The 17,033-nt window shown below is 54.6% G+C and carries 14 protein-coding genes; 8 read left to right on the top strand and 6 right to left on the bottom strand.

Annotated elements, in window-relative coordinates:
- Nucleotides 1–326 precede the first annotated feature (326 nt).
- Both CJP46_RS30400 and CJP46_RS30395 read right to left on the bottom strand, forming a co-directional pair.
- On the bottom strand, nucleotides 327–2,147 hold the full coding sequence (locus CJP46_RS30400) for an ABC transporter ATP-binding protein (protein ID WP_094599375.1): 1,821 nt from the start codon (nucleotides 2,145–2,147) through the stop codon (nucleotides 327–329).
- Entirely contained in the window at nucleotides 2,140–3,894 is a 1,755-nt protein-coding gene (locus CJP46_RS30395) for an ABC transporter ATP-binding protein (protein ID WP_256992603.1), read from the bottom strand. The genes CJP46_RS30400 and CJP46_RS30395 overlap by 8 nt, the downstream gene beginning before the upstream one ends.
- Nucleotides 3,895–4,178: 284 nt before the next feature.
- Between CJP46_RS30395 and galU the strand changes: the two genes are divergently transcribed.
- Both galU and CJP46_RS30385 read left to right on the top strand, forming a co-directional pair.
- Nucleotides 4,179–5,087: a UTP--glucose-1-phosphate uridylyltransferase GalU gene (gene galU, locus CJP46_RS30390; protein WP_094599373.1), complete on the top strand. Its 909-nt coding sequence runs from the start codon at nucleotides 4,179–4,181 to the stop codon at nucleotides 5,085–5,087.
- An 80-nt stretch (nucleotides 5,088–5,167) separates the two neighbouring features.
- Complete coding sequence (locus tag CJP46_RS30385) at nucleotides 5,168–6,238, top strand: glycosyltransferase family 8 protein (RefSeq protein ID WP_094599372.1); 1,071 nt, start codon at nucleotides 5,168–5,170, stop codon at nucleotides 6,236–6,238.
- Between the two features lie 58 nt (nucleotides 6,239–6,296).
- Here the strand turns inward: CJP46_RS30385 and CJP46_RS30380 are convergent, their stop codons facing one another.
- The 4 genes from CJP46_RS30380 to CJP46_RS30365 form a co-directional block, all read right to left on the bottom strand.
- Entirely contained in the window at nucleotides 6,297–7,514 is a 1,218-nt protein-coding gene (locus tag CJP46_RS30380; protein ID WP_373558056.1) for a CynX/NimT family MFS transporter, read from the bottom strand.
- Nucleotides 7,507–8,220 (bottom strand): FadR/GntR family transcriptional regulator, encoded by a 714-nt coding sequence (locus tag CJP46_RS30375; RefSeq protein WP_094599371.1) that lies wholly within the window; start codon nucleotides 8,218–8,220, stop codon nucleotides 7,507–7,509. The genes CJP46_RS30380 and CJP46_RS30375 overlap by 8 nt, the downstream gene beginning before the upstream one ends.
- Nucleotides 8,221–8,393: 173 nt before the next feature.
- Entirely contained in the window at nucleotides 8,394–9,065 is a 672-nt protein-coding gene (locus CJP46_RS30370) for a phosphatase PAP2 family protein (protein WP_094599370.1), read from the bottom strand.
- 163 nt (nucleotides 9,066–9,228) lie between these two features.
- Nucleotides 9,229–10,431, bottom strand: coding sequence for an ROK family transcriptional regulator (locus CJP46_RS30365; RefSeq protein ID WP_094599440.1), 1,203 nt, complete (start codon nucleotides 10,429–10,431; stop codon nucleotides 9,229–9,231).
- Nucleotides 10,432–10,855: 424 nt separating this feature from the next.
- On the opposite strand from CJP46_RS30365, the gene CJP46_RS30360 reads away from it, so the two are divergent.
- The 6 genes from CJP46_RS30360 to CJP46_RS30335 are packed head-to-tail and all read left to right on the top strand — an operon-like array spanning nucleotide 10,856 to nucleotide 16,908.
- The gene (locus CJP46_RS30360) at nucleotides 10,856–12,115 is read left to right on the top strand and encodes an ABC transporter substrate-binding protein (protein ID WP_094599369.1); all 1,260 of its coding nucleotides are present in this window, start codon (nucleotides 10,856–10,858) and stop codon (nucleotides 12,113–12,115) included.
- Nucleotides 12,116–12,170: 55 nt separating this feature from the next.
- Nucleotides 12,171–13,118 carry a carbohydrate ABC transporter permease gene (locus tag CJP46_RS30355; RefSeq protein ID WP_094599368.1) on the top strand — a complete coding sequence of 316 codons (948 nt, stop codon included), beginning with the start codon at nucleotides 12,171–12,173 and terminating at the stop codon, nucleotides 13,116–13,118.
- A gap of 24 nt (nucleotides 13,119–13,142) precedes the next feature.
- Nucleotides 13,143–13,976, top strand: coding sequence for a carbohydrate ABC transporter permease (locus CJP46_RS30350; protein WP_094599367.1), 834 nt, complete (start codon nucleotides 13,143–13,145; stop codon nucleotides 13,974–13,976).
- Between the two features lie 58 nt (nucleotides 13,977–14,034).
- Entirely contained in the window at nucleotides 14,035–15,078 is a 1,044-nt protein-coding gene (locus CJP46_RS30345; protein WP_094599366.1) for a Gfo/Idh/MocA family protein, read from the top strand.
- Complete coding sequence (locus tag CJP46_RS30340; RefSeq protein WP_094599365.1) at nucleotides 15,075–16,058, top strand: Gfo/Idh/MocA family protein; 984 nt, start codon at nucleotides 15,075–15,077, stop codon at nucleotides 16,056–16,058. Before CJP46_RS30345 ends, CJP46_RS30340 begins: the two co-directional genes overlap by 4 nt.
- Nucleotides 16,059–16,089: 31 nt before the next feature.
- Nucleotides 16,090–16,908 carry a sugar phosphate isomerase/epimerase family protein gene (locus CJP46_RS30335; protein ID WP_094599364.1) on the top strand — a complete coding sequence of 273 codons (819 nt, stop codon included), beginning with the start codon at nucleotides 16,090–16,092 and terminating at the stop codon, nucleotides 16,906–16,908.
- Nucleotides 16,909–17,033 lie beyond the last annotated feature (125 nt).

The raw sequence follows: 17,033 nt of genomic DNA, 5'->3' as shown, positions 1-17,033 counted from the left end.
GATCCCCCCATGTCGGTATATGAAATAAATATGTAATATTATATAACATTGAAAACGCTTGCCCGAAAATAACCTCCTCAATACACGATTTCTATGTTAGGTTTATTCACTATCTTAGAAGATCACTAGGTCTTAAGTAAATGGTTAAAAAGTCGCAGTGAATTCGTTTTTGCGTCAGTTTTTCGCTTCAGTTACTCCTGCTTTTATACGGTCCGGTAACTCTCCAACGCTTACCTTTTTATATAAAAAAGCGGGGAAAGAGCTCCGCTCTCTCCCCGCTTTGATACACGACCCTGCCGGCCGCCGGTCAGCCCCTGCATCCGGAGCTACTCTTCATCGGCCGCCTGCCGCGCATGATTGTACAGCTGCTCATAATATCCGTGCATAGCGAGCAGCTCATCATGGGTTCCTTCCTCGATTGCCCGTCCGTCCTTCATAACCAGAATGCGGTCGGCGTGCATGACCGTGGACAGCCGGTGGGCGATCACCAGCGTCGTCCGGCCGGTGGACACGTTCGCCAGCGCGTTCTGCACCAGCTGCTCCGTATGCGAATCCAGGTTGGCCGTCGCCTCATCGAGAATGAGGATCCTTGGCTCAAAGACCATGATCCGCGCGAACGAGATCAGCTGCCGCTCCCCGGCCGACAGGCCGCTGCCCCGCTCCGAGAGCAGCGTGTCGTACCCGCCCGACATTCGCATGATCATGTCGTGCGCGCCCACGAACCGGCAGGCATCCATCACCTTTTCACGGGAGATGTCTTCCTGGAACAGCCGGACATTATCGAGCACGGTTCCCGAGAAAAGATAGGGCTCCTGCTGGATCAGTCCGACGAGACGGTGAAGCTGCTGCTGCGGAATATTACGGATATCCGCCCCGTCGATTTTGATGCTGCCGGAATTGACGTCATAGAACCGGTTCAAGAGACTGATCATCGTACTCTTTCCCGCTCCCGTCGTGCCGACGATCCCGACCATCTCCCCCGGTTTCAAATGAAGGTCGAGATGAGGGATGACCGGCTTGGATTCCGAGTAGCCGAAGGAAATGTGATTGAAATCGACCCGACCGCGGGCTTCGGACAACCGCAGCCGGGACGTTTTGTCAGGCTCCGGGTCCTTCACTTCAGGCTCGGTGCTGAATATTTTCCAAATTCGGTCCATCGATACGGTAGTCGACTGGAATGTGTTCCACTGCATCGTAATCTGGTTGATCGGCTGGAAGAACTGCCGGATGTAGCTCGTAAAGGCGTAAAGAACGCCGACGGCCATATGCTCATGGAATACCGCCAGCCCGCCCAGCCATACAACCGTAACGAGGGCTACGTTCCCCAGAATGTCGAAGGTCCGGTTAAACAGCACGTTGGCGCGGACTTCCCTCATGTTCGCTTCCCAGTAGCTCTCGTTATTTTCATTAAAACGCCGGGTCTGCTCCTCTTCCTGACGGAAAGCTTGAATCAGCCCCATGCCGGACAAATTCTCCGCAATAAATCCGATTAACCGGGACAAACGGCTCCGGGTTACCTGGTAGGCCTGACGCAAATAGCGCCGGAACAGGAACGCCACAAGGCCGATCACGGGCAGAACGATCATCGAATACCAGGCCAGCGTCGTATCGAGCTGAAACATAAAGACGATGATCAGCACGAGTGTCATGCCGTCGCGGATCAAGCTGAGCAGCACCTGCGTGAAAAATTGGCTGATCGTCTCCGTATCGCTGGAAACATTGGTCACCAGACTGCCGCGGTGCACACGGTCGAAATAGGACATTGACAGCTTGGAAATATGCTGGAACAGATCCTTACGGATCCGCGCAACGATGCTCTGACCCGCGTACTGCAGCAGGTTGTTCTGCAAATACGTGAACAAAAAGCTGATGATCGAAATTCCGAGATAAATGCCGGCGACCATGGCGATATACCCCAAGTCCCTGCCGCCGACAGCCAAATGATCGTCGATGACGATCTTGACCAAATACGGCTGCAGCAGATCGGCGGAAATGCCGAGGATCGCGCAGAAGAAAACACCCGCAAAGGCCCACTTATGCGGTTTACCGTAAGCTAGTATCGCCCTGAAGGCTTCAAATGATTTTTTCTTTTCCGCTGTATCCTTCGCTTGCGTTGCCTTGAGGGCAGCGGCTGAAGAATTAGGCATGCTGCAGTCCCTCCTGTTGAATCCGGTATAAAGATGCATATGGCCCGTCCGGACTGGCCATCAATTCCTCATGGTTGCCCCGCTGGACAATGCGGCCATGATCCAGCACAATAATTTCATCGGCATGCTGGACGCTGCTGATCCGGTGCGCGATAATGAGCGTCGATTTGCCGCGGCGCTCCCGGATCAAATTGCCGAGAATGCCCGATTCCGTCATCGCGTCGACGGCGCTCATGCTGTCGTCGAGAATCAAAAGTTCGGGCTTTTTCATCAGCCCCCTCGCCAGACTTGCACGCTGCCTTTGACCGCCGGACAGCGTAAGGCCCCGTTCGCCGAGCCGGGTCTCGAATCCCGCTTCAAAGGAATTGACGCTTTCCAGCAGCAAAGCTTGCGCCGCTGCCTCGCGAATTTGTTCGATGCTGGCGGAGCGGTCGCTGAAAGCGATGTTGTCGGCGATATCGGTGCTGAACAAAAAGCCGTCCTGCGGCACGTAGCCGATCTTGGGGCGCAGCGACTCCAGGGTCACTTGGGTAATATCCTGCCCGTTCACCTTGATGCTGCCGGCCGGAGGTTCATAAATGCGCAGAAGCAGCTTCGCCAGCGTCGATTTACCGCTTCCGGTCCGGCCGATCAGCCCGACGGTGCGGCCCTCCGGAATGGTGAAGCTGACGTCCTTCAGCGCTTGTTCCGACGTCCCCGGATAAGAGAAGGTCAAGTGATCCACGGCGATATCCCCGATGCGGGCAAGGTTCGCCGCACCATCCCTGTCCCTCACGCTCGGCACCCGGGCCAGCAGCCGGTTGACGCGCTCCAGGGAGGCTCCCGAGCGCTGCATCATGTTGATGACGTTGCCGATCTGCTGCAGCGGGCCTGTCAGCATCCGGAGATAGAAGGTCAGCGCGACGAAGCTCCCGAGGGACATCCGCTGCTGAATCGTCATATATCCGCCGACAAGGAGCGAGACGACCAGGGATAACGCCCCGAGAAAAGGCAACAGCGCCTGGAACAAGGATGACATCCTTACCAAATGCAGCTGCGCGCCGCGCACCCCATCGACCGTCTCGTCAAACCGGTGCTGTGCCGTCTCCTCGATCGCAAACGTCTTCGTGACACGAATGCCCCCGAGTTGCTCATCGGCGGATTCGGTCATCGTGGCCAGCCCTTCCTGCACATCCATCGACCGGTTGCGGATGCGGGGACCGAAATAAATGACCAGAAACGGAATAACGACGAGCGGGCAGACGCTGACCAGAATCAGAGTTACCGGTATACCTGTAATCAGCATCATGACAACACAGGAGATGACCATGAACACGGCGTTGGTCGTCTGCGTGACTCCGTTTGAAATCGCTTCCCGAACCGAAGTCACGTCGTTCATGACATAGCTGAGCAGCTTGCCGGTCCCCTGCTTGGAATAAAAATCCTCGCTGAGGCGCGAAAACTGGGCGAAGATGCGGCCCCGCGTCAAAAACTCGAACCGCCGGCCGAGACGCATGATCGTAAATTGCCCCAAGCCGAACAGCACGCCGTAGGACACGGCGATCCCCAGTAGGATCAAGCTGTAACGGATAATGTCATCACGACCGATCGAACGTTCCTTCAGTCCATCCGTCACTTTACCGAGAATCTGCGGCAGCAGCGCCTGATCCACGTTGGACAGAATGATTAGGATGACGGCGGTCAGGTAGAGAAGCGCGTTTTTCTTCAAATAATTGGTGAGCAGTTCGAAGCTTTTCAAGAGTTCCATTCCCTCCTTTGGTTTCAATTGAATGATATTTCATCATTACCCGCTTCCGACCTATCCATTAAAATATACCACAGAAAAAAAAGAGTGGGCTTTTCCCAACTCGCAAAAGAAGCGAAAAAACCGTGGCCGGACCGGATAAATTATTTTTTTGAAGCCCCTCTACCATCTGCAAAAAACGGTCGTTCATAAATTTTGCCGCACAGGATAAATGTCCACGATCCACAGCCCCTTCTCGCATAAGATGGCAGTATGCGAAATTGCTATCATCAAAGGAGGAGGACCGCTTGAAGATTCGTAAAGCGATCATTCCGGCAGCCGGTTACGGAACGCGGTTTCTTCCCGCCACCAAAGCAATACCCAAAGAGATGCTGCCGATTATCGATAAGCCCACCATCCAGTTTATTATCGAAGAAGCTGCGGCTTCCGGGATTGAGGAAATTTTGATCGTTACCGGCAAAGGCAAAAAAGTGATCGAAGATCACTTCGACTCGGCACTGGAACTCGAATATTATTTGGAGCAAAAAGGAAAGTTCGAGGAGCTCCGCAAAATCCGGGAATTCACCGGCATTGTCGACATCCACTACATCCGCCAATCGGAGCGAAAGGGCTTGGGGCATGCCATTGGCATTGGGCGCAATTTTATCGGAAACGAACCCTTTGCCGTCCTGCTTGGAGACACGTTCTTTGACGCTGACCCGCCGTCGTTAAAACAGCTTATGGATGGGTATGACCGGCTGAAGACGTCCATCGTAGGTGTGCAGAGCGTGGCGGCTGACAAAGTGTCAAGCTACGGCATCGTCGAAGCCAAACCGCTGATCGATTCGTTTGCTTATGTGAACCGTTTGGTGGAAAAACCCGCGGTCGATGCCTCGCCGTCGAGGTTGGCCATGGTGGGCCGGTACATTTTGACTGCATCCATTTTCGATATTCTGGAAAACCAATCCCCGGGAGTCGGCGGCGAAATCCAACTCACGGATGCATTGAACCATTTGCTTGCCAAAGAAGCGATTTATACTTGTGAGATTAACGGCCGCTGGCATGACGTCGGCGATCCGCTCGGTTACGTGAAAGCCATCTTGGCACTGACGAAGCAAAGAGCGCATCTGAAGCAAAACCTGCAGGACGAAATGAGCGAGTTGTTAAAAGAAGACCGGCAATCACCGAATTCGGGTTCCGACGACTCAACGCCGTGAGCCTAAGTTCCACTAGCCCGCCTTAATCGTAATGCAGTCATCAAACGGCAAACCAATTTTAAAGAGAGGTGTCACCGCAAATGATTGAATTGGCTTTAGCTTTTACGGATAAGGACGGAAGCTATTCCGAGCACGCTGCCGCCGCGTTGGCTTCGGTGTTCCGCAATACTTCCTCCGAGCTTCGGGTTCACATTCTCCATGACGAGACGCTGCTGGAAGAAAATAAGAACAAGCTCGCCCAGCTGGCAGCGGATTTCAAGCATCCGGTCCACTTCTATCCCGTGACCCTGCCGGTGGAAATGATGGACGTTCTGTCCGGAACCGGCTCCATCGACCGCTGGACGTGGGGCAGTCTTTACCGGCTGCTGCTGCCCGCCGTGGTTCCTGCTGAACGGGTGATCTATCTCGACTGCGACGTGATGGCCAATATGGACATCACCGAGCTGTGGGAGGTCGAACTGAACGGCGGTTACCTTGGGGCCATCCACGACCAAGGCATCCACGGCATTGCAGAAGTCGTGGCCGTCCAGGGTTTAAACCCTGAAACCTATTTTAACTCCGGAGTCATTTTATTTAACCTCAATGCCATTCGGCAGCACGTGACTTGGTTTGAAGAGATGCTGAACTTTTTCCGGGCCTTTCCCGGCACCTCGATGCCGGACCAGGACTGCTTGAACCACGTCTTCGGAGGAAACTTCCTCCTGCTGGATCAACGGTTCAACTGGTTTTATGTCCCAGGGGTCGAGATGGACTTCCAGCATAAAATCGTTCACTTTGCCGGTGATATGAAATGTTGGGATCCCCTCTCGCCAGGATATATCCTCTATCAGGATAACCTGAGCCTAACGCCTTGGAGAAAGCATCCCGGACTTCCGGCGCCTACCAGAAAAAGCACGGACAGAAAGGCCCGGCATCTGCTCATGAAGCGCAAAATCCGCAAGCATTCGCCTAGAAAATCATCCTCCCGTCACCGGAGCGAAAGAGAACGGAGCGAACGGGTCGCCATGAGGAAGCGGAGAAAAGCCTCAAGGCACCCCCGGCACAAATCTACAGCCGGCAGCGGCAAGTCCCGCATCCTTATGATGCGCCGCAGCTCCCGCAGAAAACATAACGTGCACATCCGCCACTTCAGCAGCGGAATTTATTTGTAACGGCCCTTCCCAACCCATATGCAAACAACCTCCGCACTTCCGGCGGAGGTTGTTTATTTTATTCTTCAATATAAGTGTTGTTCCCGGCACCCCAGCCGGCAAGCATATAGACGATGGAGACGACCAGCAGGACGACGGTCGCCGCCGTCCAGCTGCCGGTCAGGTCATGGACAAGCCCAATCAACATAGGACCTACCGCAGCCAGCAGATACCCAATTGACTGGGCCATCCCGGACAATTCCGCGGCCTGTTCGGTCCGGCGGGTCCGGAGCATGAAGAACATCGTAACGAGGCCAAAGGCTGCGCCAGTTGCGATCCCGACCAAAACGACTGCGACCGGAACGACCGCGTTCCATCCGCTAAGCAGAAGCACAAAGCCCAGAACAAAGGAGAGGAACGTTCCGACGACCAGCCCGCGCTGGTTCTGGAAGCGTCCGGCCAGAATCGGCACGAAGAACGTGACCGGCACGCTGAAAAATTGCATCAGCGACAGCATCCAGCCTGCCGTCGAACCGCTCATGCCCCGATCGGTTAAAATTTCAGGCAGCCAAGATACAACCGAATAGAAGACGAATGATTGCAGACCCATGACAATGGTGACCTGCCACGCTAATTTAGAGCGCCAAATGCTGCTTTTCGACGATATCCGCACCTCGCCGGTCCGATGCCGGTACCGGAGCTGCGGCAGCCAGACGATAAGCGCGATAAACGACAGAATCCCCCAGATGAGAAGGGATCCACGCCAGCCGGAAGCGAGATGATTCGACACCGGGAGGCTGACGCCGGAGGCGATGGCTGCAAAGATGTTCATCGAGACGGAGTAGATTCCCGTCATGACACCCACCCGCAGCGGAAAATCCCGCTTAATCAGGCTCGGCAGCAGCACGTTGCTGACCGCAATTCCGAGGCCGAGCAGAATGGTGCCGGCGAATAATGCGGCAACCGAAGGAACGAACCGCAGGGCAATACCCAGCGTTACGGCGGCCACTCCGCTAAACAGCGTCTTCTCCATCCCCCATCTCCGGGCCAGTTTCGGGGCAATCGGAGAGACGACTGCAAAGGCCAGCAGCGGGAACGTCGTCAGCAGCCCCGCTAGGGTATGCGACATTCCCGTATCGAGCCGGATCGTTTCAACGAGCGGGCCTACCGAGGTGATCGGCGCCCGCAGCGTCGTCGCGATCAAGATAATTCCAATAACAAGCAGCAGCACCTTCATCCCCGTGGAAACTTGGGGATTCTCAGCCGGCTGCGTAGACATTTCGTATGATTTATTCATGATGTTCTGTATTTCCTCCTTCAGTCAAATCAAGCAAGGCATCCTGGGATGCCTGGATATACGATCGGACGGTTTCGCCCGCCTCCGCCGAATCCTGACAGGTTATGGCTTCAAGCAGACGCTCATTGAGCTGGCTGTGCACACGGACCAAATCCCAGCGAAAGCTGGCCAGCGAGAGGGAATTCGTCACGGATTCGCTGATGCTGTCGTACAATTCGCTGAGCAACCGGTTATGCGCAGCGACGATAACCTGCTTGTGAAAGGCCAAATCGGCAGTGATGTAAGCTTCCATATCTCCGGACTGTTCTGCGGCTCCGCATGCCCCAAGCGTGATCTGGATCTGCTTGATATCGTCCGCCGTTCTCCGCTGCGCAGCGAGCCGGGCGGCTTCCTGCTCCAGCGCAGCGCGAACCTCCAGCGTCTCGCTTAGCTTAGAGCGCTCCATCCGCCGTTGAAGGACGGGGCCGAGGCTGCTCGACGCGACGACGTACGTCCCGTCCCCCTGCCGTGTCCGGAGCAGCCCTGCATGGATCAAGGCGCGGATCGCCTCACGGATCGTGTTCCGGCTGACCCCCAGCTTCTCCACCAGCTCCGGTTCCGGAGGAATGCGTTCCCCTACGGGCCACTGTCCTTCTTCAATCAGCTTCTCCAGCTGGGACGCAACCTGCTCGACAAGCGTTGAACGCGTTGGACGCTGCAAGTTCATATTGGCATACCTCCAAACATAGGATGTTTGGTTCATTGTAACATAAGCTTTGGTTTCCTGCACAGTTTTTTCGTCTATACGCAAAGAAACGCTCCTGAAACGCAGCAACGGCAGCCTCCACTCGGAAGACTGCCGTTCTGGTGCAGCTGCGCTTCGTTAGAGCATATGCTGCCTTAAGCTTGAAGTTCCTTCTGCTGCCGTACTTTCTCCCGGCTCCGGAGGACCCCGGGCAGGACGAAGATTACGAAGTGGTATATTTCAACGATCGCGATGGCTGAAACGACGTCCCAGAGGACATGCTGTTTCACGAACTGCGTCGAGGCGATGATGAGAATCGACATCGTACTGACGAGAATCATGTTCAGGCGGTTCCGGGCTTTGCTTGTCAGGAAGAGACGCATGACCATGTAACTTGAGAAGCAGTGAATGCTCGGAAAACAATTGTAGGGCTGATCCCGTTTATAAATAAAACGAACAAGCTCGCTGAAAGGATCGCTACCGGTCACGACCGGCCTTGGAACCGTCGTCTGAAACACAAGATAAATGCCGTAGCACGTCATTGCACTTAGCGTGTAAAGTATGATGCCGCGATAATAAAATTCTCTGTCTTTAAAGAACAGGTAGACCAGGCAGGCATAGATATAGACGATCCATACGCCGTAAGGAAGCGCGAAATATTTTATAAATGGAACAGCCAGGTCCGCTTGCGTGACAAGCGAATACACGCGGGCATTCGGGTGGTTCACCTGCTGGTAAATCGACCCCAGAACGGGAAAAACTAGCATAAGCATTAATGGGGCGAGAGGACGCAGCCTCTGCATGATTGCATTTACCTTCGTCACCATATCAAACCTTTCTCTGCCGGTTGCAAAAGATGTTAAAGGGATTCCTTCAAGAACCGCTGCCTTATTGTACTGCTAGAACCGGAATCCATCAACCATATTTATGTATGAAGCCTTTTCCAGTTTCTTTCCGTTTCCTTACATTCTCCTCACCGTAGAATTACGGCTATGTTAATGAAAACTGAAACAGATCCTGCAGCACGATGGCGGCAGCACCAATCAATTTGCCGTCATCCCCGAGCGAAGACTGCCCCACGACCAGATCGTCCTTCAGAATACGCATGGCATACCTTGAAATGTGCTCCTCAACCTTTTCGAGCAAAATGGGATTGTCCTGAGCCACATTCCCGCCTATCACGATCGCTCCCGGATTAAAGAGGTTCACCAGGTTGACGATGCCTGCACCCAGATGCTCGGCGATCTCCTCCGTGATGTCCATGGCCAGCCGATCCTGCTTGGACAGCGCATCTTTATATACCGCAGGCTCGATTCGGCTGAAGTCACCGTCTGTCAGATCGTGGATCATCGTCGGCCGGCCTGAGGCCATCGCCGCCATCATTCTGGAGTGCACCGCAGGCCAGCTGACCGAGTTCTCCAAGCATCCGACGTTTCCGCATTCGCAGCGAATTCCGCTCCGGTTGACGCTCGTATGGCCGAATTCGCCCGCCCCTCCCAGGTTCCCCCGCAGGATCATATCGTTGACGAGGATCCCCGCCCCAACTCCATTGCCGACCATAAGATAGATCAGATTGGCAAAAGAGCTGTAGCTCCCGAATCTCCGTTCCGCGAGTACGAGCGAGTTCGTATCGTTCTCGACCCAGGTTTTAATCCCATAGCGGCTCTCCACCATTTGCTTGACCGGAACGTCATTCAAGCGGAGCTTGGAATTATAATAGACGACTCCCTGCTCCACATTGACGACGCCCGGCGTCGTGACGGCAATGCCGATGCATCGGTCCAGGCTACCGGTTTCGTCGGTAAAGCGGTCGATCATGCCCAACATCAGCTCGATGACGGCTTCTCCTTGCCGCGTTCCGACAGAGGCGGATTCTTTGCGCAGGATGCTCGCCTCCAGGTTCATTTGGGCAACCTCGATCACCGTGTTCGAAATCGATGCGGCAAACAAAAAATGGTTATCCGGCGCAAATTGCAGCAGTATGGGCTTGCGTCCGCCGCTGGATTCTCCTCTGCCGATTTCGGTCACGTAGCCTTCCCGGATCAGCTCCTGAACCGCCGCAGCCACGGTGGAAGGACTGATCCGGTTTCCTTTGGCCAGCTCAATCCGCGATATCGGACCGTCCAGGCGGATTTTATTTAAAATGATCGACCGGTTCAGCTCCTGAATCAGTTTCCAATCGCCTTTTCTCATCGGTTTCAACCATCTTCCCCTTTCTTCGTCAAAATGAATCAATATATTCCATGTTATTCCATATTTACTGTAAAATACAGTTCCCAATGCTCCACCCAATGTAACATATTCCACTTACCAAAATATGCGGAAACCGTTTCTTTCCACTTGCAAGCCCCATTTTCCTGCCGATTAAAAGTTTTTATGCAATTATTTTTCAAACTATTGAAAATAACAATCACCGAATATATAATCTTACGCAAATAGATGCCATACTTTTCCTGAAAGCCTCCACTGAAGGGTAAGTTGGCATCTACTTATTTCGAATATTGGAATAAGTATGGCAATAGATTTTTGCAAAATAAGGGGGGAAGATTCGTACATCATTAGAACTTCGGCAGATCAAGAATGAGTGCAAGAACCATATTTAGAGGAGGTTATTGGAATGACTAGAAAAATGTCGATCATCCTCGTGTTCCTGTTTCTGTTCACTGCTGTTTTGACGGGCTGCGGCGGCTCTTCCGGAGAAGCCGGCGGCAAAAAAGTAATCAACGTGGCTTTATGGGATGAAAACGTGAAGGACACCGTCAACAAATCGATTGAGCTTTTCAAGAAGAGCCATCCCGATGTGGAAGTAAAAGTGACTTACACCCCTTGGGCCGACTATTGGACCAAATTGAAAACAAGCCTCGCCGGCAACAGCGGGCCCGACGTATTCTGGATGAACGGCCCCAACTTCTACGCTTACGCCTCCAAAGGCTGGATCAAGGATCTGCAGCCCCTCATTGATGAAAGCAAGCTTGATACCTCCGTTTACACAGACGCCCTCGTGAACCTGTACACCTACAATGATCATCTCTTTGGACTTCCTTATTTCCTCGATGCGGTTGGACTCTATTATAATAAAGAACTTTTCGACAAAGCCGGCGTCTCTTATCCGGACGGCAGCTGGACCTGGGATACGATTGAGCAGAATGCCGCCAAGCTGACGGATAAGCAGAACGGCGTGTACGGCTATACTGCTTTGATCGACAGCCAGTCTGGATATTACGATCTGATTCACCAGGCCGGCGGTTACATCATCTCCGAAGACAAAACGAAATCCGGCTTCGATTCGCCAGAAGCGCTGTCCGCTTTTCAGTGGGAGAAAAAGCTGATGGACCAGGGGTACTCCCCGAACGCCCAGCAGCAGCTTGAGACCAAACCGCTTCAGCTGTTCGGCTCCGGCAAAGCTGCCATGTTCCCCGCTATTTCCGTCAGTGCGCCCGAGCTTTACAAATTGCTGGGAGACAAGCTGGGGGTTGCCCCGCTGCCTGCAGGCAAGCAGAAAGCGACGATCGTTCACGGCTTGAGCTGGACGATGAACGAGAAAACGAAGCATCAGCAGGAAGCATGGGATCTGATCCAGGTGCTTTCCGGCAAAGAAGGCGAGCAGTACCTGGCCGAATCGGGCTTCAGCATTCCTGCCTATAAAGGAACGGAGGAAGGCTGGCTGAAGTCGATCCCTTCGCTTGATCTGAAAGTATTCGTGGACAGTCTGGACTTTGCCGTGCCGTACCCGGTATCCGAGCGGACGGCCGAGTGGCAGGACGTGGAGACCAAGGAGCTTCAGGACGCTTACCTCGGGAAAAAGACGTTTGAGGAAGCGCTGAAGACAATAGCCGATAAAATGAACGAGATTCTCGCGGAAGAGAAGAAGGATTAAGGAAGAGTCGTATGCTTGTATCCACTTAACTTCGAGAGAAAGGATGGTTCTGCCGATGAATACGCCGCTGGCCGTCAAGTCGAAAGATCCGAACCTGCCTGCAGCCCGGAAACGGAAAATTTCCAAGCTGGCCATCCGGGAAGCGGTCTGGGGTTACGTGTTTATTCTCCCCGTCGCGCTGGGGCTGGGCCTCTTTTACATGCTGCCTTCCGCCGCTTCCCTGATTCTGTCCTTTACAAACTGGGACGGCATGTCCGCTCCGGCGTTCAACGGGATCGACAATTTCACCCAGCTGATGCAAGACGAGAAATTTACGCGTTCCCTGCTGAATACGCTGCTCTATACCGTTGCGACCGTCCCGCTGTCCATCGTCTTTGCCACGCTGCTCGCTGTGCTGCTCAATCAGCAAATCAAAGGGATGGTCGTGTACCGCACGTTCTATTTCATCCCGGTCATCACCATGCCGATTGCGGTCGGCATGGTGTGGAAATGGCTCTACAACTCCGAGTTCGGCTTAATTAATTACGTGCTCGGGGCGATGCACCTGCCCCAGCCGAACTGGCTGTTCGACGAGAAATTCGCGCTCATATCGATCGTGATCGTCAGCGTGTGGACCAGCGTCGGATACAATGCCGTCATATTGCTGTCAGGACTCCAGGGGATTCCGTCGAGCTATTACGAAGCCGCGTCGCTGGACGGCGCCGGTACGGTCTACCGCTTTTTCCGGATTACGCTGCCGCTGCTGACGCCGAGCTTGTTCTTCGTGCTGGTCATGTCTTTCATCAACTCTTTCCAGGTATTTGACCTCGTCTTCATCATGATGGGGCAGCAGACCTCCCTGCTCGATTCCACGCGCACCGTCGTATACAGCATTTGGGAGGACGGATTCAAGTACTTCAACATGGGCTACGCTTCGGCGGAGGCGTTCATCCTGTTTATCGTCATCATGATCATCACCGCGTTTCAGATGTATTTCCAAAAACGCTGGGTTCATTATCAATAACCTTCATAAGGAGGAGAGGCTGTCATGATAACCCGAACTTCCGACCGCGGAAGACGGCTGGCCGTTCATATTCTGCTGATCGCGGGAGCCGTCTTGATGGTGATCCCTTTTATCTGGATGCTGTCCACATCGTTTAAGTCCTTTGCGGATTCCATGAAAGTGCCCCCTACGCTGCTGCCGTCGGAATGGCATTTTGAAAATTACGCCAAGGTGCTGACCACCATCGATTTCGGCACCTACTATCTCAACACGATTCTGGTGACCGTGGGCCGCACGGCCGGACAGCTGCTGCTGTGTTCGCTGGCCGCATACTCCTTCGCCTGTCTGAAATTTCCGGGGAAAAACATCATTTTCCTCGCCCTGCTGGCCGTGCTGATGGTTCCGTCACAAGTCGTCATGATCCCGAGCTTCGTCATCATGCGGCAGCTGAACTGGCTGGATACTTTCTATGTGCTGATTATCCCCGGAATCTTCAGCGCATTCGGCACTTTTTTGCTGAGGCAATTTTTCATGACACTGCCGAAGGATCTGGAGGAAGCGGCCAAAATCGACGGCTGCAGCTATTTCCGGATTTATTGGAACATCTATCTGCCGCTGTCCAAATCCGCCCTAGTCTCTTTGGCCATCTTTACGATCCTGGCGGCATGGAACGACCTGCTGTGGCCGCTCATTATGACCAGCTCGGAGGATATGCGCGTGCTCTCGATCGGCATTTCTTCCTTTCAGGGGCAGCATTCGACCGATTATCCGCTGCTGATGGCCGGAGCCGTGATGGCTACGCTGCCGATCATCATTCTGTTCATTTTCCTGCAGCGCTATTTTATAGAAGGAATCGCCATGAATGGCATCAAAGGATAAGGACACGAATAGACCTTTTACAAGTGTAACCGGTCCATCATAAAGGAGTGAAAACCGTATGATTCACGTACTCGTTATAGGCGCCGGGGCGATGGGGAGCACCCACGCCTCGGCCTATGCCGATATGCCGAATGCGCATTTGGCCGGTATCGTCGATACCGACGCCGGCAAAGGAGAACGGCTTGCCGCGGCATGCGGCACCTCTTCGTTCACCTCTTACGCAGAGGCGATGGCATCGCTTGACCGCGTCGATGTCGTCGATGTTTGCCTGCCGACGCCGCTTCACAAGAAGCATGTCCTTCAGGCGGCCGATGACGGCAAACACGTCATCTGCGAGAAGCCGCTGGCGCGCAGCCTGGCCGATGCCAGGGAAATGATCGACCGCTGCCAGTCGCAGGGCGTTCGGCTGTTCGTCGGGCACGTTCTCCGCTTCTTCCACGAATACACGCATGCCAAGCAGCTGCTGGATGAAGGCGTCATCGGCAGTCCGGCCGTCATCCGTGCAGGCCGCGGCGGGGGATATCCGATCGGCTGGCAGCATTGGTACAGCGATTTCAGGGCCAGCGGCGGCATTACGCTTGACGCCATGATCCACGATTTCGATTTTCTTCGCTGGTGCTTCGGCGAAGTGGAACGCGTATACGCCAAGGGGCTCCATGGGAGGATTCATGCCCAGCTGGACTATTCGCTCGTGACCCTTCGCTTTCAAAGCGGCGTCATCGCCCATGTCGAGGGAACCTGGTCGCATGATGGCTTCTCCATGAACCTGGAGATGGCTGGCACGCAAGGGATCATCGGCTACGACAGCGCCCGGGATCAACCGCTGCTGTCTTTTCAGCGCGGCGGCCATGCAGGCGGAGGGGGCGGCGTCCCCGTTCCGGAAAGCCCAGTCGAGGAAAACCCGTACTACCAGGAGCTTCGCCATTTCCTGAATTGCATTGAGCAGGATGAAGAGCCGATCGTGACTGCGGAAGACGCCTATGAGGCGCTCCGAATTGCGCTTTCGGCACTACAATCGATGGAAACCGGGCGTCCGGTTCATCTGGGAGCCGGCGCAGGCGACCTGAGCAGCCCGGACAGCAAAGGAGTGATCGGTCCATGAAAATCGGCATCGTCAGTTTTGCCCATATGCACGCATACAGTTATGTGAAAGCGCTGATTCAATTGGGGGGAGTAGAGATTGCCGGCATTTACGATCCCGATGAACAGCGGGGCCAAAAGTTCGCAGGCATCTTTGGCACTATATATTACGCGGATTATGCCGAACTTCTGTCCCAGGGTCTCAGCGGAATCATCGTCACGTCGGAAAACGCGAACCATAAGGAGCATGTCCTAGCGGCCGCCAAGGCGGGAGTGCATGTGCTGTGCGAAAAGCCCATATCGACCAATGCCGCGGATGCCCGGGACATGATCGAGGCCTGCAAAGCCGCCGGCGTCATGCTGCAGACGGCATTTCCGGTGCGGTACAACCGGTCCGTCATCCGTGCGAAGCAAATGATCGACGAAGGCAAGCTCGGCCGGATTCTCGCCATGAAGGGGACCAACCGCGGGCAAAATCCGGGCGGATGGTTCGTCGACACCGCCCTGTCCGGCGGCGGAGCGGTCATTGACCACACCGTTCATGTCGCCGATATCATGCGCTGGTTCACCGGCGCGGAGGTGAAAGAGGTGTATGCGGAAATCGGTGAGCTGATGTCCGCTTCCCCCATCGATGACTGCGGGATCCTGTCGATCGAATTTGATAACGGCGTCTTTGCCACGCTGGACTGCAGCTGGTCCAGGAATCCTTCCTTCCCGACCTGGGGCGACGTGACGCTGGAAATCGTCGGAACGGCCGGCACTCTGACGATCGACGCCTTCGGGCAGAAGCTGAACGTATACAGCGAGGAGCGGGGCTACCGGCACCATTTCTGGGGCGACGATATGGACTTCGGCCTGGTTAGGGATTTTGTAGCCTCGATTGCCGAAGGCAAAACAGAGGCAAACGTGACGGGCGTCGATGGGCTTAAGGCGCTCGAAGTGGCCCTGGCCGCGTACCGCTCGGCCGAGCGCCTGGCTGCCGTTTCGCCTGCAGAGCTTTGAACCTAAACCTGACAAAGGGGTGTATGAAGCGATGCTGAAGTCGATAAACCAATGGGGCTTTCCGGAGGGAACCCCGCTCGAGATGATTTTTCTTCATGCGGAGCAGGCGGGTTACGATGCCGTCGAGCTGAATCTGTATCCGTCCGGCGGAACCGGGCTGACCATGGACACCACCGTCCAGGAGGCTGAGGCCGTGCTGGCTCTGGCTGACCGTCACAACATTCAGCTGCGCAGCCTGTCGACCGGCATGCTGTGGAAATCTCCCCTGTCCGCGGCAGATCCGGATGTTCGCGCCGGCGGGCGGGAGATCGTCACCCGGCAGCTGGAGCTCGCATCCCTGCTTGGGATGGATACTGTGCTGGTCGTTCCCGGGGCGGTGACGCCATCCGTCACCTATGAAGAATGCTATACGCGCAGTCAGGAAGAACTACAGGAGCTCATTCCGCTGGCCGAACAGCACGGCGTTCATATCGGCATTGAGAACGTTTGGAACAAATTTTTGCTCTCCCCGATGGAAATGGCCCGGTATATCGACGAGCTTGGGTCGCCTTGGGCAGGTGCCTACTTTGACGTTGGAAATGTCCTGCTCTTCGGATATCCCGAGCATTGGATCCAGACGTTGGGCGCGCGGATTCGAAAAATCCACGTGAAGGACTTCAATCCGGCAGCCGGACCGAACGGCTTCGTCCCGCTGCTGTCAGGCAGCGTCAATTGGGGCGAAGTAAGGCGGGCTTTGCATGAGATCAGCTACACGGATACCATTACGGCCGAGCTCAATCCGTACAGCTCCGACCCTTATCAAATGGTGTATGATACCTCTGCACAGCTGGATATCATCACGGGCCGCTAAGGGAATCATGTACTAACCTTCCTCCAATCGAGGTTCATAGGCTTGCGGCAATCCAAGCGTTCAGCGTCGCTGAATAAGCTGATAAATTCAGTCAACCTTAAAGGGCTGTCTCGCCGGCAGAATCA

Origin of the sequence: Paenibacillus sp. XY044, assembly GCF_002257645.1 — a bacterium.
Lineage (GTDB): Bacteria > Bacillota > Bacilli > Paenibacillales > Paenibacillaceae > Paenibacillus_AQ.
Note: the sequence above shows the minus strand (reverse complement) of the source record. Positions and strands in the feature narration are given on the sequence as shown.

What these genes read in the sequence shown, in the direction of transcription:
- CJP46_RS30335 (WP_094599364.1), top strand. Translation starts at nt 16,090, where the DNA reads ATGCTGAAGTCGATAAACCAATGGGGCTTTCCGGAGGGAACCCCGCTC.
- CJP46_RS30365 (WP_094599440.1), bottom strand. Translation starts at nt 10,431, where the DNA reads ATGAGAAAAGGCGATTGGAAACTGATTCAGGAGCTGAACCGGTCGATC.
- CJP46_RS30340 (WP_094599365.1), top strand. Translation starts at nt 15,075, where the DNA reads ATGAAAATCGGCATCGTCAGTTTTGCCCATATGCACGCATACAGTTAT.
- CJP46_RS30395 (WP_256992603.1), bottom strand. Translation starts at nt 3,894, where the DNA reads ATGGAACTCTTGAAAAGCTTCGAACTGCTCACCAATTATTTGAAGAAA.
- CJP46_RS30370 (WP_094599370.1), bottom strand. Translation starts at nt 9,065, where the DNA reads ATGGTGACGAAGGTAAATGCAATCATGCAGAGGCTGCGTCCTCTCGCC.
- CJP46_RS30355 (WP_094599368.1), top strand. Translation starts at nt 12,171, where the DNA reads ATGAATACGCCGCTGGCCGTCAAGTCGAAAGATCCGAACCTGCCTGCA.
- CJP46_RS30345 (WP_094599366.1), top strand. Translation starts at nt 14,035, where the DNA reads ATGATTCACGTACTCGTTATAGGCGCCGGGGCGATGGGGAGCACCCAC.
- CJP46_RS30350 (WP_094599367.1), top strand. Translation starts at nt 13,143, where the DNA reads ATGATAACCCGAACTTCCGACCGCGGAAGACGGCTGGCCGTTCATATT.
- CJP46_RS30400 (WP_094599375.1), bottom strand. Translation starts at nt 2,147, where the DNA reads ATGCCTAATTCTTCAGCCGCTGCCCTCAAGGCAACGCAAGCGAAGGAT.
- CJP46_RS30380 (WP_373558056.1), bottom strand. Translation starts at nt 7,514, where the DNA reads ATGAATAAATCATACGAAATGTCTACGCAGCCGGCTGAGAATCCCCAA.
- CJP46_RS30360 (WP_094599369.1), top strand. Translation starts at nt 10,856, where the DNA reads ATGACTAGAAAAATGTCGATCATCCTCGTGTTCCTGTTTCTGTTCACT.
- CJP46_RS30385 (WP_094599372.1), top strand. Translation starts at nt 5,168, where the DNA reads ATGATTGAATTGGCTTTAGCTTTTACGGATAAGGACGGAAGCTATTCC.
- CJP46_RS30375 (WP_094599371.1), bottom strand. Translation starts at nt 8,220, where the DNA reads ATGAACTTGCAGCGTCCAACGCGTTCAACGCTTGTCGAGCAGGTTGCG.